At 51.3% G+C, this 22,744-nt stretch carries 19 protein-coding genes; 17 read left to right on the top strand and 2 right to left on the bottom strand.

Annotated elements, in window-relative coordinates; genetic code table 11:
• Positions 1 to 44 precede the first annotated feature (44 nt).
• The 13 genes from KP814_RS24340 (at position 45) to KP814_RS24280 (ending at position 16,224) form a co-directional block, all read left to right on the top strand.
• Positions 45 to 1,034, top strand: a complete 990-nt coding sequence (locus KP814_RS24340) for a DUF4917 family protein (protein WP_216739217.1) — start codon at positions 45 to 47, stop codon at positions 1,032 to 1,034.
• A gap of 109 nt (positions 1,035 to 1,143) precedes the next feature.
• Positions 1,144 to 2,643 (top strand): pentapeptide repeat-containing protein, encoded by a 1,500-nt coding sequence (locus KP814_RS24335; RefSeq protein ID WP_216739216.1) that lies wholly within the window; start codon positions 1,144 to 1,146, stop codon positions 2,641 to 2,643.
• A 622-nt stretch (positions 2,644 to 3,265) separates the two neighbouring features.
• Positions 3,266 to 4,822 (top strand): M20/M25/M40 family metallo-hydrolase, encoded by a 1,557-nt coding sequence (locus KP814_RS24330; protein WP_216739215.1) that lies wholly within the window; start codon positions 3,266 to 3,268, stop codon positions 4,820 to 4,822.
• Between the two features lie 346 nt (positions 4,823 to 5,168).
• Positions 5,169 to 5,621, top strand: coding sequence for a hypothetical protein (locus KP814_RS24325; RefSeq protein WP_216739214.1), 453 nt, complete (start codon positions 5,169 to 5,171; stop codon positions 5,619 to 5,621).
• A 120-nt stretch (positions 5,622 to 5,741) separates the two neighbouring features.
• Positions 5,742 to 7,022 (top strand): TolC family protein, encoded by a 1,281-nt coding sequence (locus KP814_RS24320; RefSeq protein WP_216739213.1) that lies wholly within the window; start codon positions 5,742 to 5,744, stop codon positions 7,020 to 7,022.
• 3 nt (positions 7,023 to 7,025) lie between these two features.
• Positions 7,026 to 8,654, top strand: coding sequence for an efflux RND transporter periplasmic adaptor subunit (locus KP814_RS24315; protein ID WP_253938616.1), 1,629 nt, complete (start codon positions 7,026 to 7,028; stop codon positions 8,652 to 8,654).
• Positions 8,651 to 11,785: an efflux RND transporter permease subunit gene (locus KP814_RS24310; protein WP_216739212.1), complete on the top strand. Its 3,135-nt coding sequence runs from the start codon at positions 8,651 to 8,653 to the stop codon at positions 11,783 to 11,785. Before KP814_RS24315 ends, KP814_RS24310 begins: the two co-directional genes overlap by 4 nt.
• Before the next feature lie 95 nt (positions 11,786 to 11,880).
• A complete protein-coding gene (locus KP814_RS24305) occupies positions 11,881 to 12,357 on the top strand; it encodes a plastocyanin/azurin family copper-binding protein (RefSeq protein ID WP_216739211.1) in 477 nt (158 codons plus the stop codon).
• A 546-nt stretch (positions 12,358 to 12,903) separates the two neighbouring features.
• Entirely contained in the window at positions 12,904 to 13,461 is a 558-nt protein-coding gene (locus KP814_RS24300; RefSeq protein WP_216739210.1) for an SMI1/KNR4 family protein, read from the top strand.
• On the top strand, positions 13,458 to 13,925 hold the full coding sequence (locus KP814_RS24295) for a cytochrome c (protein ID WP_216739209.1): 468 nt from the start codon (positions 13,458 to 13,460) through the stop codon (positions 13,923 to 13,925). The genes KP814_RS24300 and KP814_RS24295 overlap by 4 nt, the downstream gene beginning before the upstream one ends.
• Before the next feature lie 778 nt (positions 13,926 to 14,703).
• Complete coding sequence (locus KP814_RS24290; protein ID WP_216739282.1) at positions 14,704 to 15,225, top strand: NUDIX hydrolase; 522 nt, start codon at positions 14,704 to 14,706, stop codon at positions 15,223 to 15,225.
• Positions 15,209 to 15,919 (top strand): lysozyme inhibitor LprI family protein, encoded by a 711-nt coding sequence (locus tag KP814_RS24285; RefSeq protein WP_216739208.1) that lies wholly within the window; start codon positions 15,209 to 15,211, stop codon positions 15,917 to 15,919. The genes KP814_RS24290 and KP814_RS24285 overlap by 17 nt, the downstream gene beginning before the upstream one ends.
• Positions 15,916 to 16,224, top strand: a complete 309-nt coding sequence (locus KP814_RS24280) for a hypothetical protein (protein WP_216739207.1) — start codon at positions 15,916 to 15,918, stop codon at positions 16,222 to 16,224. The genes KP814_RS24285 and KP814_RS24280 overlap by 4 nt, the downstream gene beginning before the upstream one ends.
• Before the next feature lie 34 nt (positions 16,225 to 16,258).
• Here the strand turns inward: KP814_RS24280 and KP814_RS24275 are convergent, their stop codons facing one another.
• Complete coding sequence (locus tag KP814_RS24275; protein WP_216739206.1) at positions 16,259 to 16,720, bottom strand: pyridoxamine 5'-phosphate oxidase family protein; 462 nt, start codon at positions 16,718 to 16,720, stop codon at positions 16,259 to 16,261.
• A gap of 203 nt (positions 16,721 to 16,923) precedes the next feature.
• Here KP814_RS24275 and KP814_RS24270 point away from each other — a divergent pair, with 203 nt between their 5' ends.
• Both KP814_RS24270 and KP814_RS24265 read left to right on the top strand, forming a co-directional pair.
• A complete protein-coding gene (locus KP814_RS24270; protein ID WP_216739205.1) occupies positions 16,924 to 17,550 on the top strand; it encodes a protein phosphatase 2C domain-containing protein in 627 nt (208 codons plus the stop codon).
• 272 nt (positions 17,551 to 17,822) lie between these two features.
• Entirely contained in the window at positions 17,823 to 18,242 is a 420-nt protein-coding gene (locus tag KP814_RS24265; RefSeq protein ID WP_216739204.1) for a hypothetical protein, read from the top strand.
• Between the two features lie 46 nt (positions 18,243 to 18,288).
• On the opposite strand, the gene KP814_RS24260 is transcribed toward KP814_RS24265, so the two are convergent.
• Positions 18,289 to 18,915 carry a response regulator transcription factor gene (locus tag KP814_RS24260; protein ID WP_216739203.1) on the bottom strand — a complete coding sequence of 209 codons (627 nt, stop codon included), beginning with the start codon at positions 18,913 to 18,915 and terminating at the stop codon, positions 18,289 to 18,291.
• A 741-nt stretch (positions 18,916 to 19,656) separates the two neighbouring features.
• Here KP814_RS24260 and KP814_RS24255 point away from each other — a divergent pair.
• Both KP814_RS24255 and KP814_RS24250 read left to right on the top strand, forming a co-directional pair.
• Positions 19,657 to 20,937: a YncE family protein gene (locus KP814_RS24255; protein WP_216739202.1), complete on the top strand. Its 1,281-nt coding sequence runs from the start codon at positions 19,657 to 19,659 to the stop codon at positions 20,935 to 20,937.
• A 477-nt stretch (positions 20,938 to 21,414) separates the two neighbouring features.
• On the top strand, positions 21,415 to 22,744 hold a 1,330-nt coding region (locus KP814_RS24250), incomplete at its 3' end, for a trypsin-like serine protease (protein WP_216739201.1).

Below are 22,744 nucleotides of genomic sequence, written 5' to 3'. Positions count from 1 at the left end.
CTATAGTTTGTCTACCTGTGCTAATCAAAAATGGGAGGGCAAAGATGCTAAGTTTTCAGGAAGCCCTTGATATGATTGATGAAGAGGGCGATATCTCTATTCTACTAGGGAATGGGTTCTCTCAGGCTTGGGACCCTAATATATTCAACTACGCAAACTTACTGGAATCCGCAAACTTTGGGGGTAGGGACCAAGTATTGCGAGCTGTATTCAATCGATTAGAAACTTATGACTTTGAAGCGGTTGCAAAGCAACTTCTCGGAAGTGAACTTATACTAACTGAATATAATGTGGAACCAAGGACCTTGGAACAGCTTCGTCGCGACATGGAGATTTTAAAAGGCGAATTAGTATCAGTTATCTCACGGACACATCCAGACCTTCCTCATCAAGTTACAGATAATCAATTTTCTACTGTTAGGAATTTCCTGAATATTTTTTCGAATATATTCACTGTGAATTACGATTTATTGCTTTATTGGGCAAGAAATATGAAGAATATTGAGCCCCGGGACTTTGATTCAGATGATGGCTTTAGAGGAGATAGAGAGTGGATAGGAATTGGCACTTCACAAAATGTGTTTTTTTTGCATGGTGGCCTTCATTTATTTGAAAGTGATCAGCATGTTAAGAAGCATGTTTTTATTGATGGTGTATATGGATCTAAGACGATAATGGAGCAGGTAAGGGAGAATCTTGAAGTAGGTAAATTTCCTCTTTTTGTTTCAGAGCCTACGTATTCAAAGAAAGAGAGTAAAATAAAGAATAATCAATATTTGAGCTTCTGTTTTCAGAAATTAAAAGAGCTTGATGGAGCTCTTTTTGTATATGGTCATTCAATGAATGAAAGTGATCGACATATTTTTGATGAAATATATGACAGTAAGATTAATAAAGTTTTTGTTAGTATATTTGGTGWTGAGAATTCTGAAGGAAACAGGATGGTAAGGGCTAATTCAATACGGTTCTTGTCAAAAATAAATAGGGGCTTGCACTTTTATCAAGCGGAAACAACACCGGTTTGGGTGGAATAAGTTGAAAGTAATAAACTATTCGCGATTATTGAAATAATGGCGGCGTAGTTGCAGCATTGAGATATGGATGAGTTGAGTGAATAAAGTTATGATGTGAGGAGTGACTATCATGTTTAGAAGGAATCTTTCTAAAACAATTGAAGATCCCTTGCAACTATACCTTTCAGGGGTTTCTGCGTGGAATTCTCGTCTAGCTTCAGAATCATTGCTTGATTTTAGTTCCTGTGACTTTTCTATACTGGAAGATAAAGGGCTTGATTTCACTGGCTTTAAAATCCCTTCAGGCTGCTTGTTATGTTTTTCTAATGTGAAATTTGGAAAAGGGGTTTATGATTTTAGTGGTTTGAATGTACAGACTTCAAGGTTGGAGTTTGATGGTGCGAGCTTTGAAAATGCGGATGAAGTTTTGTTTCGTGATACTAAATTTGGCGTGCTAGGCGCAAGTTTTTGTAAAAGCAAATTCGGAAATGGAGTGGTTGATTTTAGTCACGCCTCTTTTCAGGGAGGAAATGTAAGCTTCAATCAATCAAGGTTTGAGGGGGATGCCATTTTTAATAATATGAAGTTTCACCTTTCAAAAGTTGATTTTACAGATTGCGAATTCTCGGGAAACGTTTCTTTTGTTGGTACTAAGTTTCACCGGGGGCGATTCGATTTTCAAAATGTTACTGTAGAAGGTGAGCATTTTAACTTCTGCGAGAATGATTTGGAGGATTGTGATTCTATTTTTGAGTTTTCAAAGTTTAGATGTAATAATGCAACATTTGTTTCAACGTGGTTTCGCGGTAAAAAAACAAGTTTTAGGAATTGCGAGTTTGATGAGTGTAATGTTTATTTGAATTCTATTTATTCTAAAGGTGTGTTTATTTTTGAGCCTGCTCGTGTGGTGGGTGTTAATGCAATAGATATGTCTTCTTCTTTATTCGATGGTGTTCTATCAATTTCTGGTATCTCCGTGCCGGAAGTGATCGACTTAAGACATTCCAAGCTACAATGTCCGATTGATTTGGACAAAACGAAAATTTGTCATAGAAGTGAGGTTGTAGACTTAAAAGTAATCAGAAGAATTTCACAGGTTTCGGCTATATTTGAGCGATTTTTTAGTTGGTTTTTTATTTTTAAACAAGCAGTAAGCCCTGATTCTTCAACATGTTATAGAAGGCTGAAGAAATTAGCTAAAGAAGCCGAGGACCATAAGAGCGCACTTGATTTTTTTGCCAAGGAAATGAGAAGCGATTATTGGAGAGGGATAACTGGTGTTAGATTATTTTTTTTCTTCCTGTACGACCTTTTTAGTGACTATGGAAGAAGTGTGTTGAGACCATTACTGTGTTTGATATTCTCCTTTTTGATCTTTGGGGGGGGATATTGGAGTTTGTCAGATCAACCTGACGTTAGCTTTGTGTCGGGACTTACCCTTTCAATGGGGCATACGATACCGTTTTATCCCGCATCCCGAGACGCTAGAGAAGACGCACTGGTAACCCTATTTGGAAGCGCGCAGCAGATTTCTGATTGCGTGCATGTTTTTGCAATAATTCAAGATGTGGTTTCTAGTATATTAATTTTTTTAATCGCTCTAGCGCTTAGAAATTTGTATAGAACCTGAGTATGTTGGAGCTTCCATCCGAGTGGAATGGACCTGTTAAGGCCCGCCGACATCATCCCAGTTTTCAGCGCACTGGATATATAGCTCCCGCGATGAAATTTTAGTCTCCGCCTTCGCTCCGCATGCCTCGCATTCTCCGTCAGAACGAAATATTCCCCATATAGTGGCCGCCAGTAAGGCCACAATGACCCCGCCAACAACTAAACTCGTCATAGATTGCCCCTTAATGCTGTTAGTTGCTGGTGCGTCAAATATGCGTCATTAAATTTTAGTGTTTTATAACTACATGAAATAAAAGCATTAAAAAAAGAGCATATGCGACATTTTGTCACACCCTTGCAAGCCCATAGTTATCAGCTTAATCCATGTTTCTTACCTCAAATTTTGAATTTAGGTTGTAGGGACTATTGTGAAACTGACGATCCGTTACTAGAGTGTTTTTTGATCAGTGATCGCAGGCTTACCGGCTGGCAGGTCACTGGCGTGAGCGACCGGGCACAACCCGGGCTCTATAACTACTAAATAGGCCTAATAAAACGTTTGCTTTTCCTTGCGGCGGCCCACTGACCGTGGTTGACCGGCTGTAGTGGTAGGAATGGCTTCTAAGTAATGGAGATACTTAATGAACAAGTACCTACGACTGACCGTACCGGCTTTGCTGGCGGCGTCGCAACTCGCTCTTGCTGATGATGTATGGATTACCACGGACGCCGATGGCTTTGCAGCCATTAAGCGGCATTTTCCGGAGGTGATCGAGGCGAACCGGGCGAGAACTTTTACCGCTAATGGCGTGTCCGCGTTTCTAGTGAGCGAAGATCGGATTCCTGAAATTTCGCAGATGATGCACCACGAGCTGAATCGTTGTGGCGGTTTCATCGCGCATGCTTCTCAGGAATCCGCGCAGAGCGCGGCGTTGTATGATTCATTAATGGCGCCCGCCATCGCGCCACGGATAGTGGACTACAGCATTGATAACGCGGAAGTGGTCGCAGCCATGCAGGGCAAGGTGAAGGAATCTGATATTCGCTCCACCATCGAGAGCCTGGCCAACTTCACCAACCGTTATTACACCACCCAGACCGGCCTGCAGGGCGCTCAGTGGATCAAAGACAAGTGGCAGACGCTGGCTGGTTCGCGCAGCGATGTCACAGTGGAGTTTTTCAATCACAGCTGGCGTCAGCCGTCTGTTATCCTGACGATTCAGGGCAAAACCAAACCCAATGAAATCGTGGTGCTCGGCGGGCATCAAGACTCTACTGCAGGCTTCGGCACTGGCGAGGGCACTCGCGCTCCTGGCGCGGACGACGACGCCTCCGGCATTGCGACGCTGACTTCCGTCATCAAGGCGGCGATGGAAGCGGGTTATAAGCCGGACCGCACGGTGTCGTTCATGGCCTACGCGGCGGAGGAAGTGGGTCTGCGCGGCTCCCAGGCGATCGCTCAGTCCTACAGCAGCCAGGGCAAGAACGTGGTAGGCGTGTTGCAGTTGGACATGACCAACTACAAAGGCTCCAGCGGCGATATTTATATCATGCAGGACTATACCAACTCCGGTCAGAACGACTTCCTGGCGGATCTGGTGACCACTTATCAGCCGACCGTCACCGTGGGATACAGCGAATGCGGCTACGGTTGTTCCGACCATGCTTCCTGGACCAACCAGGGCTACGCGGCGTCGTTCCCGTTTGAGTCCACTTTCAACGGCTCCAACCCTCACATTCACTCCGCTCAGGACACCCTGGACAAGAGCGGCGGTAACGCCAACCACGCGGTGGGCTTCGGCAAACTGGCGGCGGCTTATGTGGCGGAACTGGCGAAGGGTAACTTCAGCGATGACCCCGGACCTGACCCTGATCCAGATCCTGAAGATCCAGTGACTGAAGACTTCAGCGGCAGTGTCGGACGTAGTCAGGCGGATAATCATGGACCGTTCAAAGTGGAGCCGGGCACGGACTTCAGCGCGGCGATGAGCGGTACTAACGACGCTGACCTGTATGTGCGTTTCGGCGCAGCGCCGACCACTCGCAACTACGACTGTCGTCCTTACAAAGGCGGCTCTGACGAAACCTGCGATCTCAAGGTTCCGGCAGGAAAAGAGGAAGCCTATGTGATGGTGCGCGGTTACAGCAGCGCAACCTCCAACTATAACCTGAAAGTGACCTATACTCCTTTGAAGTAACCTGACCCCAGCGACGGCTCCATGCCGTCTGACCGCGGACGCTGTTTCTCCGCGGTCACTTTTCGGTTCGTCATTGTCTTCTTTTCTCTTCCCCGTCGCGTTTCCTTTTCGCTCCCGGCCTCAGCCGTGCCTGCTAATATCTCTTCCTGCACATCATATCCCTGCGGGAAATTGAGAACTGGGTTCAGCTTGATGACATCACTATTAATTTTGCTCCATATATCAAGTTTTTAAGTTGACATAAGTGCGCATGTAAAGAGTAACATTAGCCTCAGTTTGTCCCTGTGACTCTCAGAACGAAGCTAGTAACTGTGAGTAGAAGTTAGAAAGAGATCCTCCTTACCCCATGCTGAGCCGTTTCCCGCAACGATATCGCTGGTTGATAAAGCCATTGCTGGCCCTGTGGCTGCTTTGCGCTAGCTTTGTCGCCTGCGCTGGCGCGTCGACGCCGGTGGCCGGAACGTCTCAGGGTGCGCCGCAGCTGCAAAGCGGGCATGAGCATCATGGTGGCGCTATGCCGTTATCTGGAAAAGACATGACCGGCAAAGACATCGCCGGCCAGCAGATGGCTCAGGCCTCCGATGGGGCGCCATCCATGGACTGCTGCGATGAGCATGACTCCACCACTGGCGCGCAGCCTTCGCAGATATTGAAACTGATTCTGGCGGCCGCCATTTTCATTTTCTGGCTGGTTTTGATCGCACGTGTGGTGCGAGTATGTCGCGCACGCTACCGTGAACACAAACTCGATACCAAACCTCCCTCCCTGCAAGACATCCACTGTACATATCTTAAATAGCGCCAATACTCAATTGAGCTCGTAGTCGGCGTCGTTCCGCGCATACGCGCGCGCCGGCTCTGGAACTGCGACCGGCTTTTGCTGCGTCGCACGGCATGATCATTGAGATTGGAGCTTCCCATGAAGCCGTTGCAAAACCTGTTTCTATCCAGCCTGCTGTTGGGTTGGAGCATCGCCGCGTCCGCGCAGAGCCTGACTCTGTCGCAGGCGGAAACCCTGGCGGTGCAAAGAGACGCGGATATCGCGCGTCTGCAACAGTTATCCCAGGCCAGTGAAGACATGGCGGTGGCGGACGGACAATTGCCGGACCCAAGCCTGTCTCTGGGCGCCTTGAACCTGCCTACCGACACCTTCGCCACAGATCAGGAACCCATGACGCAGTTCCGCGTCGGGCTGGGACAGAAATTCCCGGCGGGGGACACCTTGGCCCTGTCCCGCCGTCGCGGTGAGCAGAATGCCGTCGCCCAACGCTGGATGGCCCAGGACCGCGCCCATCAGGTGCGCCGCGAAGTGCGTCTGGCCTGGCTGGAGTCATTGTATTGGAAGCAGGCCCAGGAGGTTTATCGCCAGGATGAAGGACTGTTTCAGCAACTGCAGGAAGTCACGCAATCCCTGTATAGCGTCGGCCGCAGCAAACAGCAGGACGTATTGCGCGCTGACCTGGAATTGAGTCAGCTCAACGACCGTTTGATCAACGCTCGCCAGAAAGAAGACGAAGCGCTGGCGCGGCTGGCTCGCTGGGTTGGCCCGGAAGTGATGAGCCGAGAGCTGAACGCGGCGTTGCCGGATCTGAATGCGCCTCATGTCGGCGCGCTGGAAAGCGCGTTGCTGGCGCATCCCGCGGTAAAAGCCCTGGATGCGGAAGTGGATATGTCCGCCACCAATGCGGCGCTGGCCGAGCAGTCCTACAAGCCGTCCTGGGGCGTGGACGTGGGCTATGCCTGGCGCGACGGCGAGAATATGGACGGCTCCGCGCGCGCAGACTTTTTCTCCGCTGCGGTAAGCGTGCAACTTCCCTTATTCACCGGACAGCGACAGGATCGCCGCGTCTCAGCCGCCGCGCGCAATCAGGAAGCCAGCCGCAGTCGGCGCCTGGAAATGCTGCGCATGTTGGATGCGGAGGCGCAAGTGGCCTTCAGCCGCTGGCGGCAGGCTCAGGAGCGCGGTCGCTTGTACAAGGAGCAGATCACGCCTCAGGCGTTAAGCCAGGCTGATTCGGCGTTATCTTCCTATCAGTCGGATACGGCTGACTTTGCGGAAGTGATGCGCGCCTATCTGACCGTACAGAAGCTCAGGCTGGAACAGTTACGCATTGATATCGACGGCCGCGCGGCGCTGGCGAGACTCGATTACTTCTTCGCCGCGGAATCCCCCATCGATAGCCTGTCCTTCAAGGAGTGACCCATGCGTTTAGTGATCAGTTTAATTTTTATCGTCGCCGCCTTTGTCGCCGGCCTGTTCGTCAGCCGGCATCCGGCGCTGACTGCGTTGATGGGAGACATAGGGGCGATGGGGGATATGGTCGCCGCCGAGTCAGGCGGGGAGAAGCAGCCGTTGTACTGGGTGGCGCCCATGGACCCCAATTACCGCCGCGATAAACCCGGCAAGTCCCCCATGGGCATGGATCTGGCGCCAGTCTATGAAGAAGACGCTCAGGGCCAGAACGATGACGGCGGCGTCACCATCAACCCCACCATGGAGCACAATCTGGGCGTGCGCGTCGCCAAGGTGGAGCAGGGGCAATTAACGTTGCCGATTCATACCGTGGGTTATGTGGCGTTTGACGAAGACCGTCTGACCCATGTGCACAGTCGCGTGGAAGGCTGGATTGAGGCGCTGAATGTGAAGTCCAGCGGCGACCCGGTCAGCAAGGGACAAAAGCTCTATGAAATCTATTCCCCGGCGCTGGTGAATGCGCAGGAAGAGTATCTGGCGGCGCTGCGCAGCGCCAACAATATTTTGCTCAAAGCATCGCGGGAGCGCTTGTTATCGTTGGGCCTGAATAATGGGCAGGTCAGTCGCCTGGAAAAACGTCGCTCGGTGGACCAGCGCATCAGTGTGTACGCGGAACAGAGCGGCGTGGTGGATGCGTTGATGGTGCGGGAAGGCATGTTCATCAAACCTGCGACGGAAATCATGTCCATTGGCGGGCTGGAGCAAGTTTGGGTGATTGCGGAGGTGTTTGAGCGGCAGGCAGGCTGGGTGAAAGCCGGACAGCCGGTCGTCATGCAAGTGGCGGCGGCGCCGGGACGCACCTGGGAAGGCAAGGTCGACTACCTGTACCCGGTGCTGGACGCCAAAACACGGACTCTGCGCGTGCGCCTGCGTTTCCCGAATCCTGACCTGACCCTGAAGCCCAATATGTTTGCGGACCTGACCTTGCAGGCGAAAGTCGATGACCAAGCACTATCTATTCCCCGTGAGGCGGTGATACGCACTGGCAGCCATGATCGTGTGGTGCTGTCGGAAGGCGACGGCCGTTACCGTCCCGCGTTCGTGAAACTGGGGGTGGAAGCGGACGATCGCGTGCAAGTGCTGGAAGGGCTGAAGGCGGGAGATCAAGTGGTGATCTCGGGACAGTTCCTGATCGACTCGGAGTCCAAAGTGGATGTCGCGCTGGCGGCGCTGGAATCCTCCAGCCAAAGTGCGCAACAGGATGCTGCGCCAAGTACGGTGTGGGCGACAGGAACCATCAACAGTGTGATGGCGGGCCACGGCATGCTGAATATCTCCCACGACCCGGTGAAGGCGTGGAACTGGCCCTCCATGGACATGGACTTCACGACGGTCGAAGGGCTGCCGTTGGAAGATGTCGCGCCCGGTCAGCGTGTGCGTTTCGAAATCTCCCGCAGCAGTCCTTCGGATTTCCAGGTGACTGCGCTGGATATCATCGCCGCCGCTCCGGCCGCTCAGACTATGGGTGCGGAAAACAGCGCAAAGGACGCTGAGATGGAAGCGGATATGCAGATGGATCACTCCATGGACCATGACATGCCGGCGTCTGACGCGATGCAAACGGAGGGCGGGCAATGATCGCAGCCATCATACGCTGGTCGGTCGCCAACCGATTTTTCGTGATGCTGGCGACCTTTATTCTGGTGGGTTGGGGCTGGCATTCTCTGCGCAATACCCCCATCGACGCCATCCCCGATCTGTCTGACGTGCAGGTCATTATCAAGACTTCCTACCCGGGGCAGGCGCCGCAGGTCGTGCAGGATCAAGTGACCTATCCACTGACCACCGCTATGCTGTCGGTGCCGGGAGCGCAGACGGTGAGGGGCTTTTCGTTTTTCGGGGACTCCTATGTCTACGTGATATTTAAGGACGGAACCGATTTGTACTGGGCGCGTTCGCGTGTGCTGGAGTATCTGAGTCAGGTATCGGGGCAACTGCCTTTCGCCGCCAAACCGCAATTGGGGCCGGACGCCACAGGGGTGGGCTGGGTATATGCCTATGCGTTGGCGGATCGCAGCGGCGGTCATGACATTGGACAGTTACGTGCGATTCAGGACTGGTTTTTGAAGTTCGAATTGCAGACGGTCCCCGGCGTGTCGGAAGTAGCGACGGTGGGCGGCATGGTCAAACAGTATCAGGTGCAGGTGGACCCGAATCGTCTGCGCGCCTACGGCGTGCCTCTGGCGCACATCAAGTCGGCGATCCAGAAGGGCAACCGGGAGAGCGGGGCCTCGGTCATTGAGATGGCGGAAGCGGAATATATGGTGCGGGTAACCGGCTATATCCAGGGCATCGACGAGTTGAAAAAGATTCCCCTGGGGTTGAATGTCAACGGCACGCCGTTACTGCTGGAAGACGTGGCGGATATTGTCATCGGCCCGCAGATGCGTCGAGGTATTGCTGAACTGGACGGCGAAGGCGAAGTGGTCGGCGGCGTGATCGTCATGCGTTTCGGCGAGAACGCGCAAAAGACCATAGAAGGAGTGAAAGAACGGCTGGAAGAGCTCAAGAAGGGCCTGCCTGAGGGCGTGGAAGTCATTCCCACCTATGATCGCTCCCACCTGATCGAAAGAGCGGTGCACAACCTGTACGAGAAACTGCTGGAAGAGTTTATCGTGGTGACGTTGATCTGCGCCGTGTTCCTGTTCCACCTGCGCTCTTCTCTGGTGATCATCGTCAGTCTGCCAATCGGCATATTGGTGGCTTTTATCGTCATGCAGCATCAGGGCATCAACGCCAATATCATGTCCCTGGGCGGCATCGCCATCGCCATCGGCGCTATGGTGGACGGCGCTATTGTCATGGTGGAGAACGTGCACAAACACATGGAGCGCACGCCTTTGACCGCTGAAAACCGCTGGCGAGTCATTGCGGACGCGGCATCGGAAGTGGGGCCGCCGCTGTTCTTCTCCCTGTTGATCATCACCATGAGCTTTCTGCCGGTATTCACGCTGGAGGCGCAGGAAGGCAAATTATTCGCCCCTCTGGCGTTCACTAAAACCTACGCCATGGCGGCGGCGGCCGGACTGGCGATCACTCTGGTTCCGGTGCTAATGGGCTATTTTATCCGTGGCAAGGTGACGCCTGAACATAAAAATCCCCTGAATCGTCTGCTGACGGCGATGTATCGTCCCGTCATCAAAGGCGTTCTGAAGCATCCGTTGCTGGTGATTTTGTTCAGTATCGTGATCCTGGCGGTGGGGCTGTGGCCAGTGAACAAGCTGGGCGCAGAGTTCATGCCGCCGCTGGATGAAGGCGATCTGATGTACATGCCCACCACCTACGCCGGCGTGTCCATCGAAGAGGCGAGGGAAGTGCTGCAGCGCACGGACAAGCTGATTCGCACGGTGCCGGAAGTGGTTTCCGTGTTCGGCAAGATCGGTCGGGCGGACACCGCGACGGACCCCGCGCCGCTCACCATGATCGAAACGTTTATTCAACTGAAACCCCGTGAGGAATGGCGCGCCGGCATGACGCCGGAAAGCCTGCGCAAAGAGATGGATGGGCTGGTGAAGCTGCCGGGCCTCACCAACGCCTGGGTCATGCCGATCAAGACGCGTATCGATATGCTGTCCACGGGCATCAAAACTCCGGTGGGCGTGAAAGTCTCCGGCCCGGACCTGAAGGAAATCGAGAAGATCGGCAAGCGCTTGGAGCAAGTGTTGCCGAAAGTGGCGGGAACGGCCTCGGTGTACTCAGAAAGAGTGGCGGGCGGGCGCTACGTCAAAGTGGATATCCGTCGCGCCGACGCCGCGCGATATGGCTTATCGGTGGCGGACATTCAAGATGTCACCAGCGCGGCGGTAGGTGGCATGAATGTGACGGAAACGGTGGAAGGGCTGGAGCGTTTTCCCGTAAATATTCGCTATCCGCAAGCCTACCGGGATTCCGTGGAGCAGTTGAAGCTGCTGCCAGTCGTCACCGCCTCAGGACAGCGCATCGCCCTTGCGGATGTGGCGGACATATACATCGATGACGGCCCTCCGGCGATCAAGAGCGAAAACGCCCGCCTGAACGGATGGACCCTGGTGGATATCGAAGGTCGAGACCTGGGGTCATACGTGGCGGAGGCGCAGAAGGTGGTCGCAGAGCAGGTGGAAGTTCGCCCGGGTTATTCCATTGCCTGGTCAGGCCAGTATGAGTACATGCTGCGGGCCAAAGAAAAACTGACTTTGGTGGCGCCGCTGACCTTGATGATCATCGTGGTGTTGCTGTACATGAACTTCCGCAACTTCATTGAGGTTTTGATCATTATGGGCACGCTGCCGTTTGCGCTGGTGGGCGGCGTGTGGCTGTTGTACCTGCTCAATTACAATCTGTCCGTGGCCGTTGGCGTGGGCTTTATCGCCCTGGCCGGGGTGGCGGTGGAGATTGGCGTGTTGATGCTGGTGTACCTGAATCAGTCTTTTGCGGCGATGCGGGAGAAGGCGATTGAAGAGGGGCGGGCGTTGAATCGTGAAGACCTGCTGAACGCAGTAATGCAGGGAGCGGGGATGCGCGTCAGGCCGATTATGATGACCGTTGCGGCGATCGTAGTGGGGCTGATTCCCATCATGCTGGGTGAGGGAACCGGCTCAGAAGTCATGCAGCGCATCGCAGGCCCCATGATAGGCGGCATGCTGAGCACATTAGCGTTAGCGCTACTGGTGATACCCGCGTTGTATTTTCTTTGGAAGCGAACGGGGCTTCCAACGGGAAGATCGGCATGAGTCTTTACATTCCTGATGTCATTTCCGCAGGGACGACTGGATCGAGTAGTACAGTGAACAAATCCTTAAGTAAAACGAAGCAAGAAGAGAAAAAGATGTTAAATAGAAACTGGATGATCGGCGCGCTGTTGATGAGCGCCAGTGTGACAGTCGCTGCTTCCGGCGGCCATGACCATTCTCACCATCACGAGTCGAAAGCGTCCCCGGCCGGCTCCCCTGGCGACGCCGCCAAAGTAAGCCGCTCCATTGAGATAAAAACCACCGACGCCATGAAATTCGAACCGGGGGCGATCGAAGTCAAAGCGGGAGAAACCGTGAAACTGGTGATTACCAACGCCGGTCAGGTGCGTCATGAATTCTCGTTGGGTACGGAAGAAGAACACCGCGCCCACGGCGAAATGATGCGCGCCATGCCTGACATGAAACACGACGATGGCGCCTCCGTCTCCCTGGAACCCGGCGAAAGCCGCGAAATCGTCTGGACCTTCGCCAGCGCCGGAACCTTCGAAATGGCCTGCAACTTACCCGGCCACTATGAAGCGGGCATGCACGGCGACGTGACGGTGAAATAATCCCTGTCGCGATAACTTCGCCAGAAGCTGCGCAGGGATGCGTGGCTTAACGCTTGGTAGTCGAGTCTCGTGCGGCGAAAAATGATAAGCTGAAAGCACCTGTTTTTGAGCAAGCTGTAACGTCATACATATCATGCACACACTGGAAATATATAGCGCCCCAAGTTCTAGAGACAAGGCTAGATCCTTTGCTGACTACAAGATCGGCAATATCAGATTGGCGAAACATCTAGGGATAAATGACGACTTCAGCGCTATTGAAGTTGACCGTGATTATGCGAAGCAGCTACTACTGAGAATGCCTTCATGTCTGGCGTCAGGACGCGTTCCCCTCTATTTGTGCGGTTGTTGTGCGGAATTGGGTTGCGGCGCAGTAACGGTAAAGGTAGAAGACATGGGTGACCGGATAAAATGGAGCGACATTAGATGGGAATCAAACTGGGGACAAGGCTTTAGCCAAAATGACTGGATGAAAAGAACCGGTCCTTTCTACTTCGACAAGACGGCTTATATCTCCGCCTTGCGGGGTTATTCGATGCGAAAATGATGTATAGCCTGGAAAAGCTGGCCGAAGTTAATGATATGGTGAGCGGATATGTCTGTCACCAAGAAAAGCCAACCCTGGACAGCATTAACCGGGTCAATGAACACTTTGGATTTTCGTTGCCCCAAGGACTGATAGATTTCGCAATGCTATCGGCTAAATTTGGCAGTTTCTTCGCCAGCCTGGGGGAAGACTACTACAACCACTACCATATCATCAGAGTAAACAGGATATTTCGCAGGTTGCGCAGAAGGGCTCATGGCGATAAATGGCGGGCCGCCAAACCAAAGCCGTATATAGTGATTAATCATGGTCATGATCGATGTTGTGACTGTATTGATACAAGCGATTGGAACGAGGCGATACAGGAGTATCGAATAGTATTTTGGTATCCCGGCGCAAAGGAAGTCGAATATAGGTATGACAGTTTCCTGCACTACATTAACCATCATGTTATGGCGCACGCGAATTACCACTTAAATAACATCAATAGCTCTGGAAATATTCGCACGCCTTCGCGAGAAGTTGCAGAGCGGCTCAAGAGGGTATTGGAGTTATGACCTTAAACATGAAAGTAGTGCAGTGTCGAGCGGCATACCGTCGGTTCGCTATGGCGATAGGACTGGGCTTAACGCTGATATTATCGGCTTGCACGCAACCCCAAACAGACACCGGCCGTTGGTACACAAAAGCTCAGGCTGAAACAGGAAAAACCTTATTTGAAGCCAATTGTGGGGTGTGTCATGGGCGTCGCGCCCAAGGGCTGGCGGAGAATTGGAAGAAGCCGGACGCCAATGGACATTATCCGCCCCCACCGCTGAACGGAACAGCGCATGCGTGGCACCATCCCATGGAAACGCTGTTAGCGACGATCGAAAATGGCGGTGCGCCGGTAGGAGGCGTAATGCCGGCCTTTGGCGACAAGTTCAATCAGGAGCAGAAACTGGCGTTGGTCGCCTATTTCCAAAGCCTGTGGCCGGATGATATCTACCAACAATGGCGAGAAATCGACGACCGTAATTAGGTCCCAGGAATTCTTATAAACAACGGGATTATGAAACCGCTAATCGCTACAATGCCGCCCCCATAGCAGCTTGGCGCGGTGAAGTATTGAACTGGAAACGCTACGGCTGAATTTAAAACAGAGATAAGGGAACGTTGGTCGGTAGCACATGTATTTAGCGGTATTTTTTGTTGTCATAAGTGTATTGGGATTAGCGGGGGCGGTTTTTGGACTTAACAGCACCAGAGAAGCGTTTTATTTAGGGCTGATATTCGTATTTTGGGGAATGTTCGCCATTAGCGCCGGTAGTTTACTGCGCAGAATGAAGTATTTTAAAAACTCCCGGCCGCCAGTGTCTGTGCACATATTAGGCATTTCCGTATTTGCCGTGCTCGCAATTCCCATCGTTACTAAATGGGTCCAAACTGATTTTTCAAATCCGAAAGTACTTCTTGTGCCTCTGATAGGCGTCGCATGTGTCTATGGCGTTTATGGACTCTACTGGTTGCGTATGAGAAGGGACGTTATCTAAGTTCGTTGACGCCGAGGGTGCAGGCGCCGCATGAATCTACTGCGGTGACTCGCCTCAAATGACGCGACCCATTAAGCAATCAAACTACGTAATCAAATCACCAAAACTCATATATTTAAACTACGGGCTTGCCGGACCTCCACTCGCTACAATGCCGTCCGCCAGGGTAAATCGGAGACGACGTTGTCCTGATGATTGATTTTTGGGTGCGGATTGATCAGTCTCAAGTGACTTAATAATCATTTCAAGAGGTGTAGTTCAGTGGATATTAAGTACTGCAGTCAATGTGGAGGTTCGGTCAGTCTGGCCACACCCGCCGGCGATAGTCATTCCCGTCATATCTGCGATCAGTGCGGATATGTTCATTATCAAAATCCCAAAGTCGTAACGGGCTGTCTGGTGTATCAGGGCGACAAAGTGCTGTTATGCAAGCGGGCCATTGAGCCGCGGTTAGGGATGTGGACCGTGCCGGCGGGATTTATGGAGAATGGTGAAAGCACTCGGGACGCGGCGAAGCGGGAGACCATGGAGGAATCCGGCGCTATCGTGGCGATGCAAGATCTGTTTCTGGTGGCCAATCTGCCGCACGCCAATCAGGTGTATATGCTGTATCTGGCGGAGTTGAAGGATACCGGCCCTCATGGTCCTGAGACCTCCGGGACGCAATTGTTTAATAAAGATGATCTGCCTTGGGATGAGGTTGGCTTCTATACCGTAAAATATGGATTGATGCGGTTTTTTGAAGATTTGGATAAAGGTAAATTCAGCTTACATGAAATTGATTTCTAGGCTGCGCAGATACGGGCTTGTCTCCGTCAGCGCGGCATTCCTGCTTTTTAACGGCGCGATATGCGCCGCGGCCAGTTTTGATTGCGCTCAAGCGTCGTCCAGCGTTGAAACGCTGATATGCGAAGACGAAAACCTGTCTAACCTGGATGAACAGCTGGCTGCTGCATACAAGCAGGCCAGAGAGTCTCAGTTCGGTAAAGAGATAAAATTCAGCCAGACATTGTGGTTGAAAGAGGCGCGCAACCTGTGTGTAGACGCAGACTGCCTGCGCAACGCCTATGAGCGACGCATTGAGCTGCTGGGCAAGTTAGGCGGCATGCGGGGTTTATTCCGCGCCAGATATGAGCGCCAACTGGTGGGCGAGGTAGATGCGCCGCAGGTTCCCGACTATCTGGAAGTCAGCAGCGATAACGGCGGAGTGCTGCAATTCGCCTACGAATCCAATCATGCGAATGGTCACAGTTGTAACGTTGAAGGCGAAGCATTGCAGGCGAAAAGCGGCGTATACGAATATCGTGACCTGGATGTGGGCCAATGTGTGTTCCGCATTTATCTGGAAGATGAGTCCTTGGTGTTCGAGGATGTCGACGGCGCCTGCCGTACTTATTACTGCGGCGCCAGAGGCTTTATTGCAAAAGATCGTTTCTCTATTGAGTCGCCGAAAGCGTTACAGGTTTTGAGTGGTGAGAAATGATAGATTTCAGTGGTCGGGATGAAGCCGCTCAGGATGTCATGGCGCATTATGCTCTGCGATTTGGCGCCCCCTTTATCGTGGGCCTTTCACAAAGCTCCGCATCGGTGGCGACGCCGGAGCAGGCAACTGAACTGGCGGAGTTCTTCTGGTGGATGCTGGACCAGTCCATTGCTGATGGCGAGAGTGGAAAACTCTACGATGCTAACGTCCCATTTTGGGTGGAAAGGCTGATGACGATCATTAGTGGTTATTTGACCGTCCAGGGCTTTGAAAAGGAGTGGGAAATTGTGAGTGATAGAGCCTAACGCTCCGTTAAGCTCTCCTGGCGACAGCCGATACTCAATCGGCCTTCATCTCGACGCCATAAGTCTTCATCGCGCTTTCAACCTGCTGTTTAACGTTTATCTCAGGAAAAAGCAGGTAGCTTGGGGCGAGAATGCTGGTGGACTTGGAGATACTGACCTCAAAGATACTCTTGATGGGGAAGTTATCTCCCGCCAATGTTTTAAGTTGGTCCAGATAGTCATTCCATTCTGGAGCTGCAGGCTCGATTACCCGCGCATCGCCTTTTATTTTGCAGCCTCTTTGCTCAAAGACATCGATATAGCTGACGCAAACTCTGGGGTTAGCGCGGATATTGCGTTGACTGATGGGAGAGGCGATGTTGGCGATTAATAATGTCGTGGGATTCAGGGCGAGGAAAATCTCTTTCGGCGAGACATTGGGTTCTCCCTCAAGACTTGATGTAGCCAGCCAGCAAAGTACGCTTTTGTTGGCGTATTCCTGAATATCCAGTTTCATAAGTTAGTCCATATTAGTTCGTGGAATGACGGTTGTTCATTTCCAATCAGGCAGCCAAAAAGTCGCCGACAAAAAGGTGACGGAGCGGGCTGTGCTTCTAGTGATATTGCCAAGCTTTAAGAGAAACGCCTGTTAGGCGGCGATTATACTATCACTGTGAAAAAACGATAAAATTCAACCATATTCCCGAGTATAACGCCATCGTGGATGTATTCTCGCCCTTCGACTTGTCTCACTATCTTGAAGCCCATTCCTCACATGGTGAGGATGTGTTGTTTGTACAGGAAAAAGACGGTTGCATCTGGTTCTGCATCGCTGATGGGGCAGGTGGCCTGGCTGGAGGTAAAGAAGCTTCAGACTATGTGGCTAACGCATTCACTCGGCTGTTTGAAGAAGAATTGAATTCGCCAGATGAATTTGAGCGTCATTTACGGCGTTGGGATCGTGAAATTGCGGCTACGTCCCCCTTGGGTGAGACGACGGCGGTGATTGGTAAAGTCACCAACGGCGAGGTGATTGGCGCCAGTGTCGGCGACTCTCAATGTTGGCTGTTCCACCCTGACTTTGTGTATGAATTGACGCAACTGCAACATCGCAAGCCTTTATTAGGATGTGGCGAAGCGGTTCCTATCGGCTTTGGTCCGATGATTCTCCAGGGAGTATTAGTCGTCGGTAGCGACGGTTTTTTCAATTACGCCTCGCTGGCGCAAATCAAACAGTTGGCGAACTTCGCCAGTAACGCGACGGCGTCGCAGTTCGCTGATTTGGCGCGCAATAAAAGTGGGGCATTGGCGGATGATTTATCGATTATTGTGATCCGCCAGTCGTAAATGTCAGCCTTCTATAAACCAGGCTCAATTCGTTATCTCAGCGGGCCTTTAAAAGCGGCCAAATAAAGTGATAGTTACTCCGAAGAAGCTACGTATCTGATTAATACTTAGAGCGTCTTCCTTACACTAAATACAGTATTCACTCGAAATACAAGGTCTGACTCACAGGGTAAAGTTCAAGTCGGCCATTTAATTCAAAAAACACTTGTAGCTTTAAAGGGAGTGAATTAAATGTTAGATCGCCACTTTAACTGCTAAAGGAGTAGTTTCTTATGAAAAAATTATTTGCAATGATTGCTATGACTTTTTTGTCTTCATCCGCGATGGCGGACATGTCTGGAAAATGGACCTTGGCTTATGATTACGGGTGCGATGGCACTAATAAGGCGTCAGTTTTAACGTTTACGGAAGAATCCAGCGACGCCTCTGAAAGTAAAGGCGTGTTCGCAACTTCAGGGGGTGGATCAGGCCGGTATTTGGAGAAGAAAGTTAAACTTGATCATGTTCTTATTTTTCAATATAAGAGTAATAACACATACAATACGGTCTATGCAGCTAAAAATACAGGTGTAAATAATTTTACTGGGGTTATGCAAAATACTGGAAACGATGCGGGTAGTATCACTGGTTGTTTTTATATATCTAGGCTTGGGAGTATAAATGGCATGGAGTTAGAGCCAGAGTCCGAATAGGATCCTTAAAAAGAGCAGCCTGAATCAGGCTGCTCTTTTTAATACTCTATATATCTAATCCTTCTTTAATAGCGTACCGCACTAAATCAGTAGCTCGGTGTAGCCCAAGCTTTCTCATTAGTCGCGTTCTGTGCGTGTCGACTGTTCTTGGTGAAATATGTAACTCTTTGGCAATTTCTTTGTTGGAAAGTCCATTGGAAATATAGTGAATTATCTCCGTTTCTCTCGTGGTTAAGCCTTCATGGGACCGGTTTAACCGATAAGTGGCCAGTTCGCTATTCAGCTCTATAGATAGGTATATTTTGCCTTGCGAAACCAGATCGATAGCACTTAGAAGATGCTCAAACGCTTCGTCTTTAAGTAAATAGCCTGATGCTCCTTGAACCATCGCGTGGTCGATGATCTTGATTTCTTTATGCATAGTGAGAAAAATAATTCGGGTGTTGAGTCCTGCCGCCAAAACATGTGACATAACTTCAAGGCCATTCATCCCAGGCATGGAAATATCCAATATGGCAATGTCTGGTTTAAGGTTCTCAATAAAGGTCAGTGCCTCTGTACCGTTATCACAATTATGCGCTATCTCTATTTCTGAGCTATTACTAATAAGAGAAATTAGTCCCTGCCGAAATACTTGATGATCATCGGCTATTAAAATTTTTATATTTTTCATGTTTTTAAATAATTAGCTGAATAAAGTTAATCAAAGGTTTCGGCGTTATGCCTTTGTCCATTCAGTCCAATCTATGATGAGGCGCCTCCTTAGATCAGTCTACAGGCGTATTTTTCAGCAGCACGATAGCTTCATTATATTTCCGTCTTCTGTACAACTCTAAAGAAACAACTTTTTCTATGAATAATGATCTTGGTTATTTAGAGAAAGCGTTAATGCGGCTGATCGCTTTGTAGGTCTTGCTTTGTGTGCTCTTTGATATTTGGAATACTAATGTCGGATTCGAATATGGCCGAGATGCACTGTCACGGACTACTACTGACGCGGATGAATGATGAAACAAGACGTGGTGTGATTGTTCGACGTGTTAGCATAGCGTTTCCCTTCGCATACATGATGACACTGTTGATTGAAATCCCGGAAATAATATGAATTAACAAGAGTTAATAGTCAAACTCCAGATTACCCAAATAGTCATCCTTTACGGAGTCGGCTGAGGGCTATCACCAATCAGTCGTCAATCGCATCTGAACCTTATCCCTCTACAGAAAAGTCGGAAAGGCGACAGTATCGCTCTGTTGAGTGCAGTTAGTGTTAGTCAGGTTGAGCTTATTTGAACCCTGTTCATTCAGCGGCGGTTGTTTTCGCTGAAGGGGAAAGAGCTCTTTTAAATCATTGCTGGAGAAGTGAGCCGTACCAGAAAAGACCTAATAAAGCATACAAGATCAAGGAGCTGAAACGATGCGCAAGAATAAAACGGGTCTGATGAGGGCGGTAAGCGCCAAGGGGAATATCCGCGGTTTTGGCCTGAAGAGGCGATTCAGGAAACTGGCGTTAGGCGTGACGGCCCTCGCGCTGGCGTTGGGCGTTTCTGGCGTAGCGAGTGCGGAGGCGTCAGCGGCTGCTCCGGAAATGCGGGATGTGCTGTTGGTGGGGAATGCGCAAAGCGGGACTGTCAGCTTTATAGATCCATACACCTTTCTCAATCTGGGGTCGGTGAATGTGACGGAAGATAAGGAGGAACGCATCAGCGAGATGGGCATTCTGAAGCTGCTGTACGATGCGTTTATTAATGAAAACGGAGGCGAACGCAATGTTGACGACGTTTTTCTGTCGCCGGACGGGACGGTGTTGTATGTCTCCCGGGGCTATCTGGGAGACGTGGCCGCATTTGATCTTACCGCGCCGGGACATCGCATGCTGTGGCGGCATCCAGTGCCGGGATTTCATGCCGACCATGCGGCGCTTTCTCCCGATGGCGGGACGCTGGTGGTTTCCGATTCCACATCCAAGAAAGCCTTTCTGATAGACGCCGTCACCGGCAGACGCACAGGCGAATTCGCTACGGGAGACTTTCCTCATCAAAACGATTTCTCCCCGGACGGCAAGCGCATCTACAATACCAGTATCGGCAACGTATTGCTGCCTCACGCCTTGAACTTTATGAAAGGCGAGCGCTCATTACGCATTGTCGATGCGGAATCCCTGCAGTTGTTGCGCACCATCAAGTTTCCCCAGGGAGTGCGTCCCAATGTGTTTACGCCGGATGAGAAAACCTTGTACGCCCAGCTTTCCTATCTGCGTGGATTTGTGAAAGTGGATCTGGAGCAGGGTGCTATTACTCATACGGTGGAATTGCCCGCCAGCGCATTCGGCAAAGCCAACTATCCCAATTATGACGACTTCCCGAAGAACTCGGCGCATCATGGTCTGGCGCTGTCCGGCGATGGTAAGAAACTCTGTCTGGCGGGAACCATCGATAACTATGTTGCGATCATTTCCACGGAAACCCTCGCCACTGATCGCATTATGGATGGCTATGATCTTCCGTATTGGGCGACGACCAGCTCTGATGGCGCCTACTGCTTCGTTTCCAATAGCGTGGAGGGCACGGTGGGCGTGTTTGACTACACTACCACTCAGGAAGCCGCCCGCATTCCCGTCGGCGAGTTCCCGCAACGCTCCCGGATGGGGAAAGCTCCGCAATCCGTGTTGAACAGCTTGGACTCCGTACAGGGATAATCCGCTTTCCATACCAGACGCCGCCATCAGTGCGGCGTCTTTACAAACATTCCCCTGGCAATTGTTCGTAACGAGCAATTTTCTCTTTTTCATCAACCACCTATCGGCGAAAACCCGAGACACAATCACATAGTTGCATATCCCTTTTTCTTAGCAGATTTCGCCGCTTATTCGATGCATTAGAGTCTAGTCTCATTTGTATCGACCCTGGCTGAACCCCCTGTCGTTTCTAGCCTTGGCGGTATTCTCTCGAACGCCGCGAGTAGGCCCTGGTTCCTAGCATATCTGTCCGAATTGTAGGCCACTTTGTGAGCGTGTTAGCTTGGTCAGGCTGGGCGCCGATTTGGTTTGCTGTTGCGGGAGCGTCTCTGTGTCCCGAAATTAGCGTTCAGAATCAAGCAGGTAGCAGTTGTCAGAATAATCTAGAAGAAGCTGCCTGATGTTATTAACACCAATCGCCAATGAACTGATAGAACTATGAAACCGTTTCAAAAGAACCTGCTGGCAGGGATGATTGCCGGCCTCACCTTTAGCGGCGCGAGCTACGCGAACCCAAGCGCGCCGGAAGATCTAAGCGTATATCGCAATTTGACGCCCAAGATCGTCGGCGGTGAAGACGCCGCCGAGGGCGAATTTCCCTTTATGGTGTATCTGCAATACAACGGCGGCCAGTGGTGCGGCGCGTCGGTAATAGATGATTATTATGTGCTCACTGCGGCGCACTGTACCGCTGGTATTTCTGCCGAAAGCTTCAAAGCCGTCATCGGTCTGCACGACCAGAACGACATGCGCGACGCACAGAAAATCCAAGTGGTGGAAGTGATCAATCACCCAGAGTTTAATGAACAGACTCTGGAGAACGACATCGCCTTGCTGAAGCTGTCGGAAAAAGTGGATGAGAAGTACACCCGCATTACTCTGGGCGACCCCAGTGACATTATGCCCGGCAGCGACGTGACAGTTATCGGCTGGGGTGCGTTACGTGAAAATGGCGGCTCCCCGGATATCCTGCAGAAAGTGGATGTGCCGGTCGTGTCTCTCGATGAGTGTCGTATGGCCTACGGCGACGACGCGATTTATGACTATAGCCTTTGCGCGGGGCTGGAGCAGGGCGGGAAAGACTCCTGTCAGGGCGACTCCGGCGGTCCTTTGTTTGTTAACCAGGCCGGCGAGTTCCGTCAGCTGGGTATCGTAAGCTGGGGCGATGGTTGCGCAAGACCAGGAAAATACGGCGTATATACCGCTGTGCCCAGCTTCAAGGACTGGGTAACCTCTTATGTCGGCGGCGACACGCCTGATCCCGGCGATCCGGATGATCCAGACGGTCCCGATGACGGCGATGGCGACGACGATAACGTGCTGGGCAACGGCAAGCCGATTGAGGATTTGAACGGCGTTTCCGACAGCAAGGTTTATTACACTATCGAAGTGCCTGAAGGCGCCAAGCATCTTTCCGTCAAGATCGAAGGCGGTCGCGGAGATGTCGATCTGTACGTCAGAGCGGAAGAAGATCCGACGCTAACTGAATACGATTGCCGTCCCTACAAAAATGGCAATGAAGAGGTCTGTGACGACTTGGTCGTGAGACCTGGCGTGTATCACATCATGCTGCACGGTTATTTGCGCTATAGCGGCGTGACGTTGACCGCCTCTTATGACGATGACCCAACAGATCCAACGGACCCAACAGATCCAACGGACCCAACAGATCCAACGGACCCAACAGATCCAACGGACCCAACAGATCCAACGGACCCRACAGATCCAACGGAYCCAACAGATCCAACRGAYCCAACAGATCCAACGG

Origin of the sequence: Hahella sp. HN01, from assembly GCF_018986435.1 — a bacterium.
Classification (GTDB): Bacteria; Pseudomonadota; Gammaproteobacteria; order Pseudomonadales; family Oleiphilaceae; genus Hahella.
Note: the sequence above shows the minus strand (reverse complement) of the source record. Positions and strands in the feature narration are given on the sequence as shown.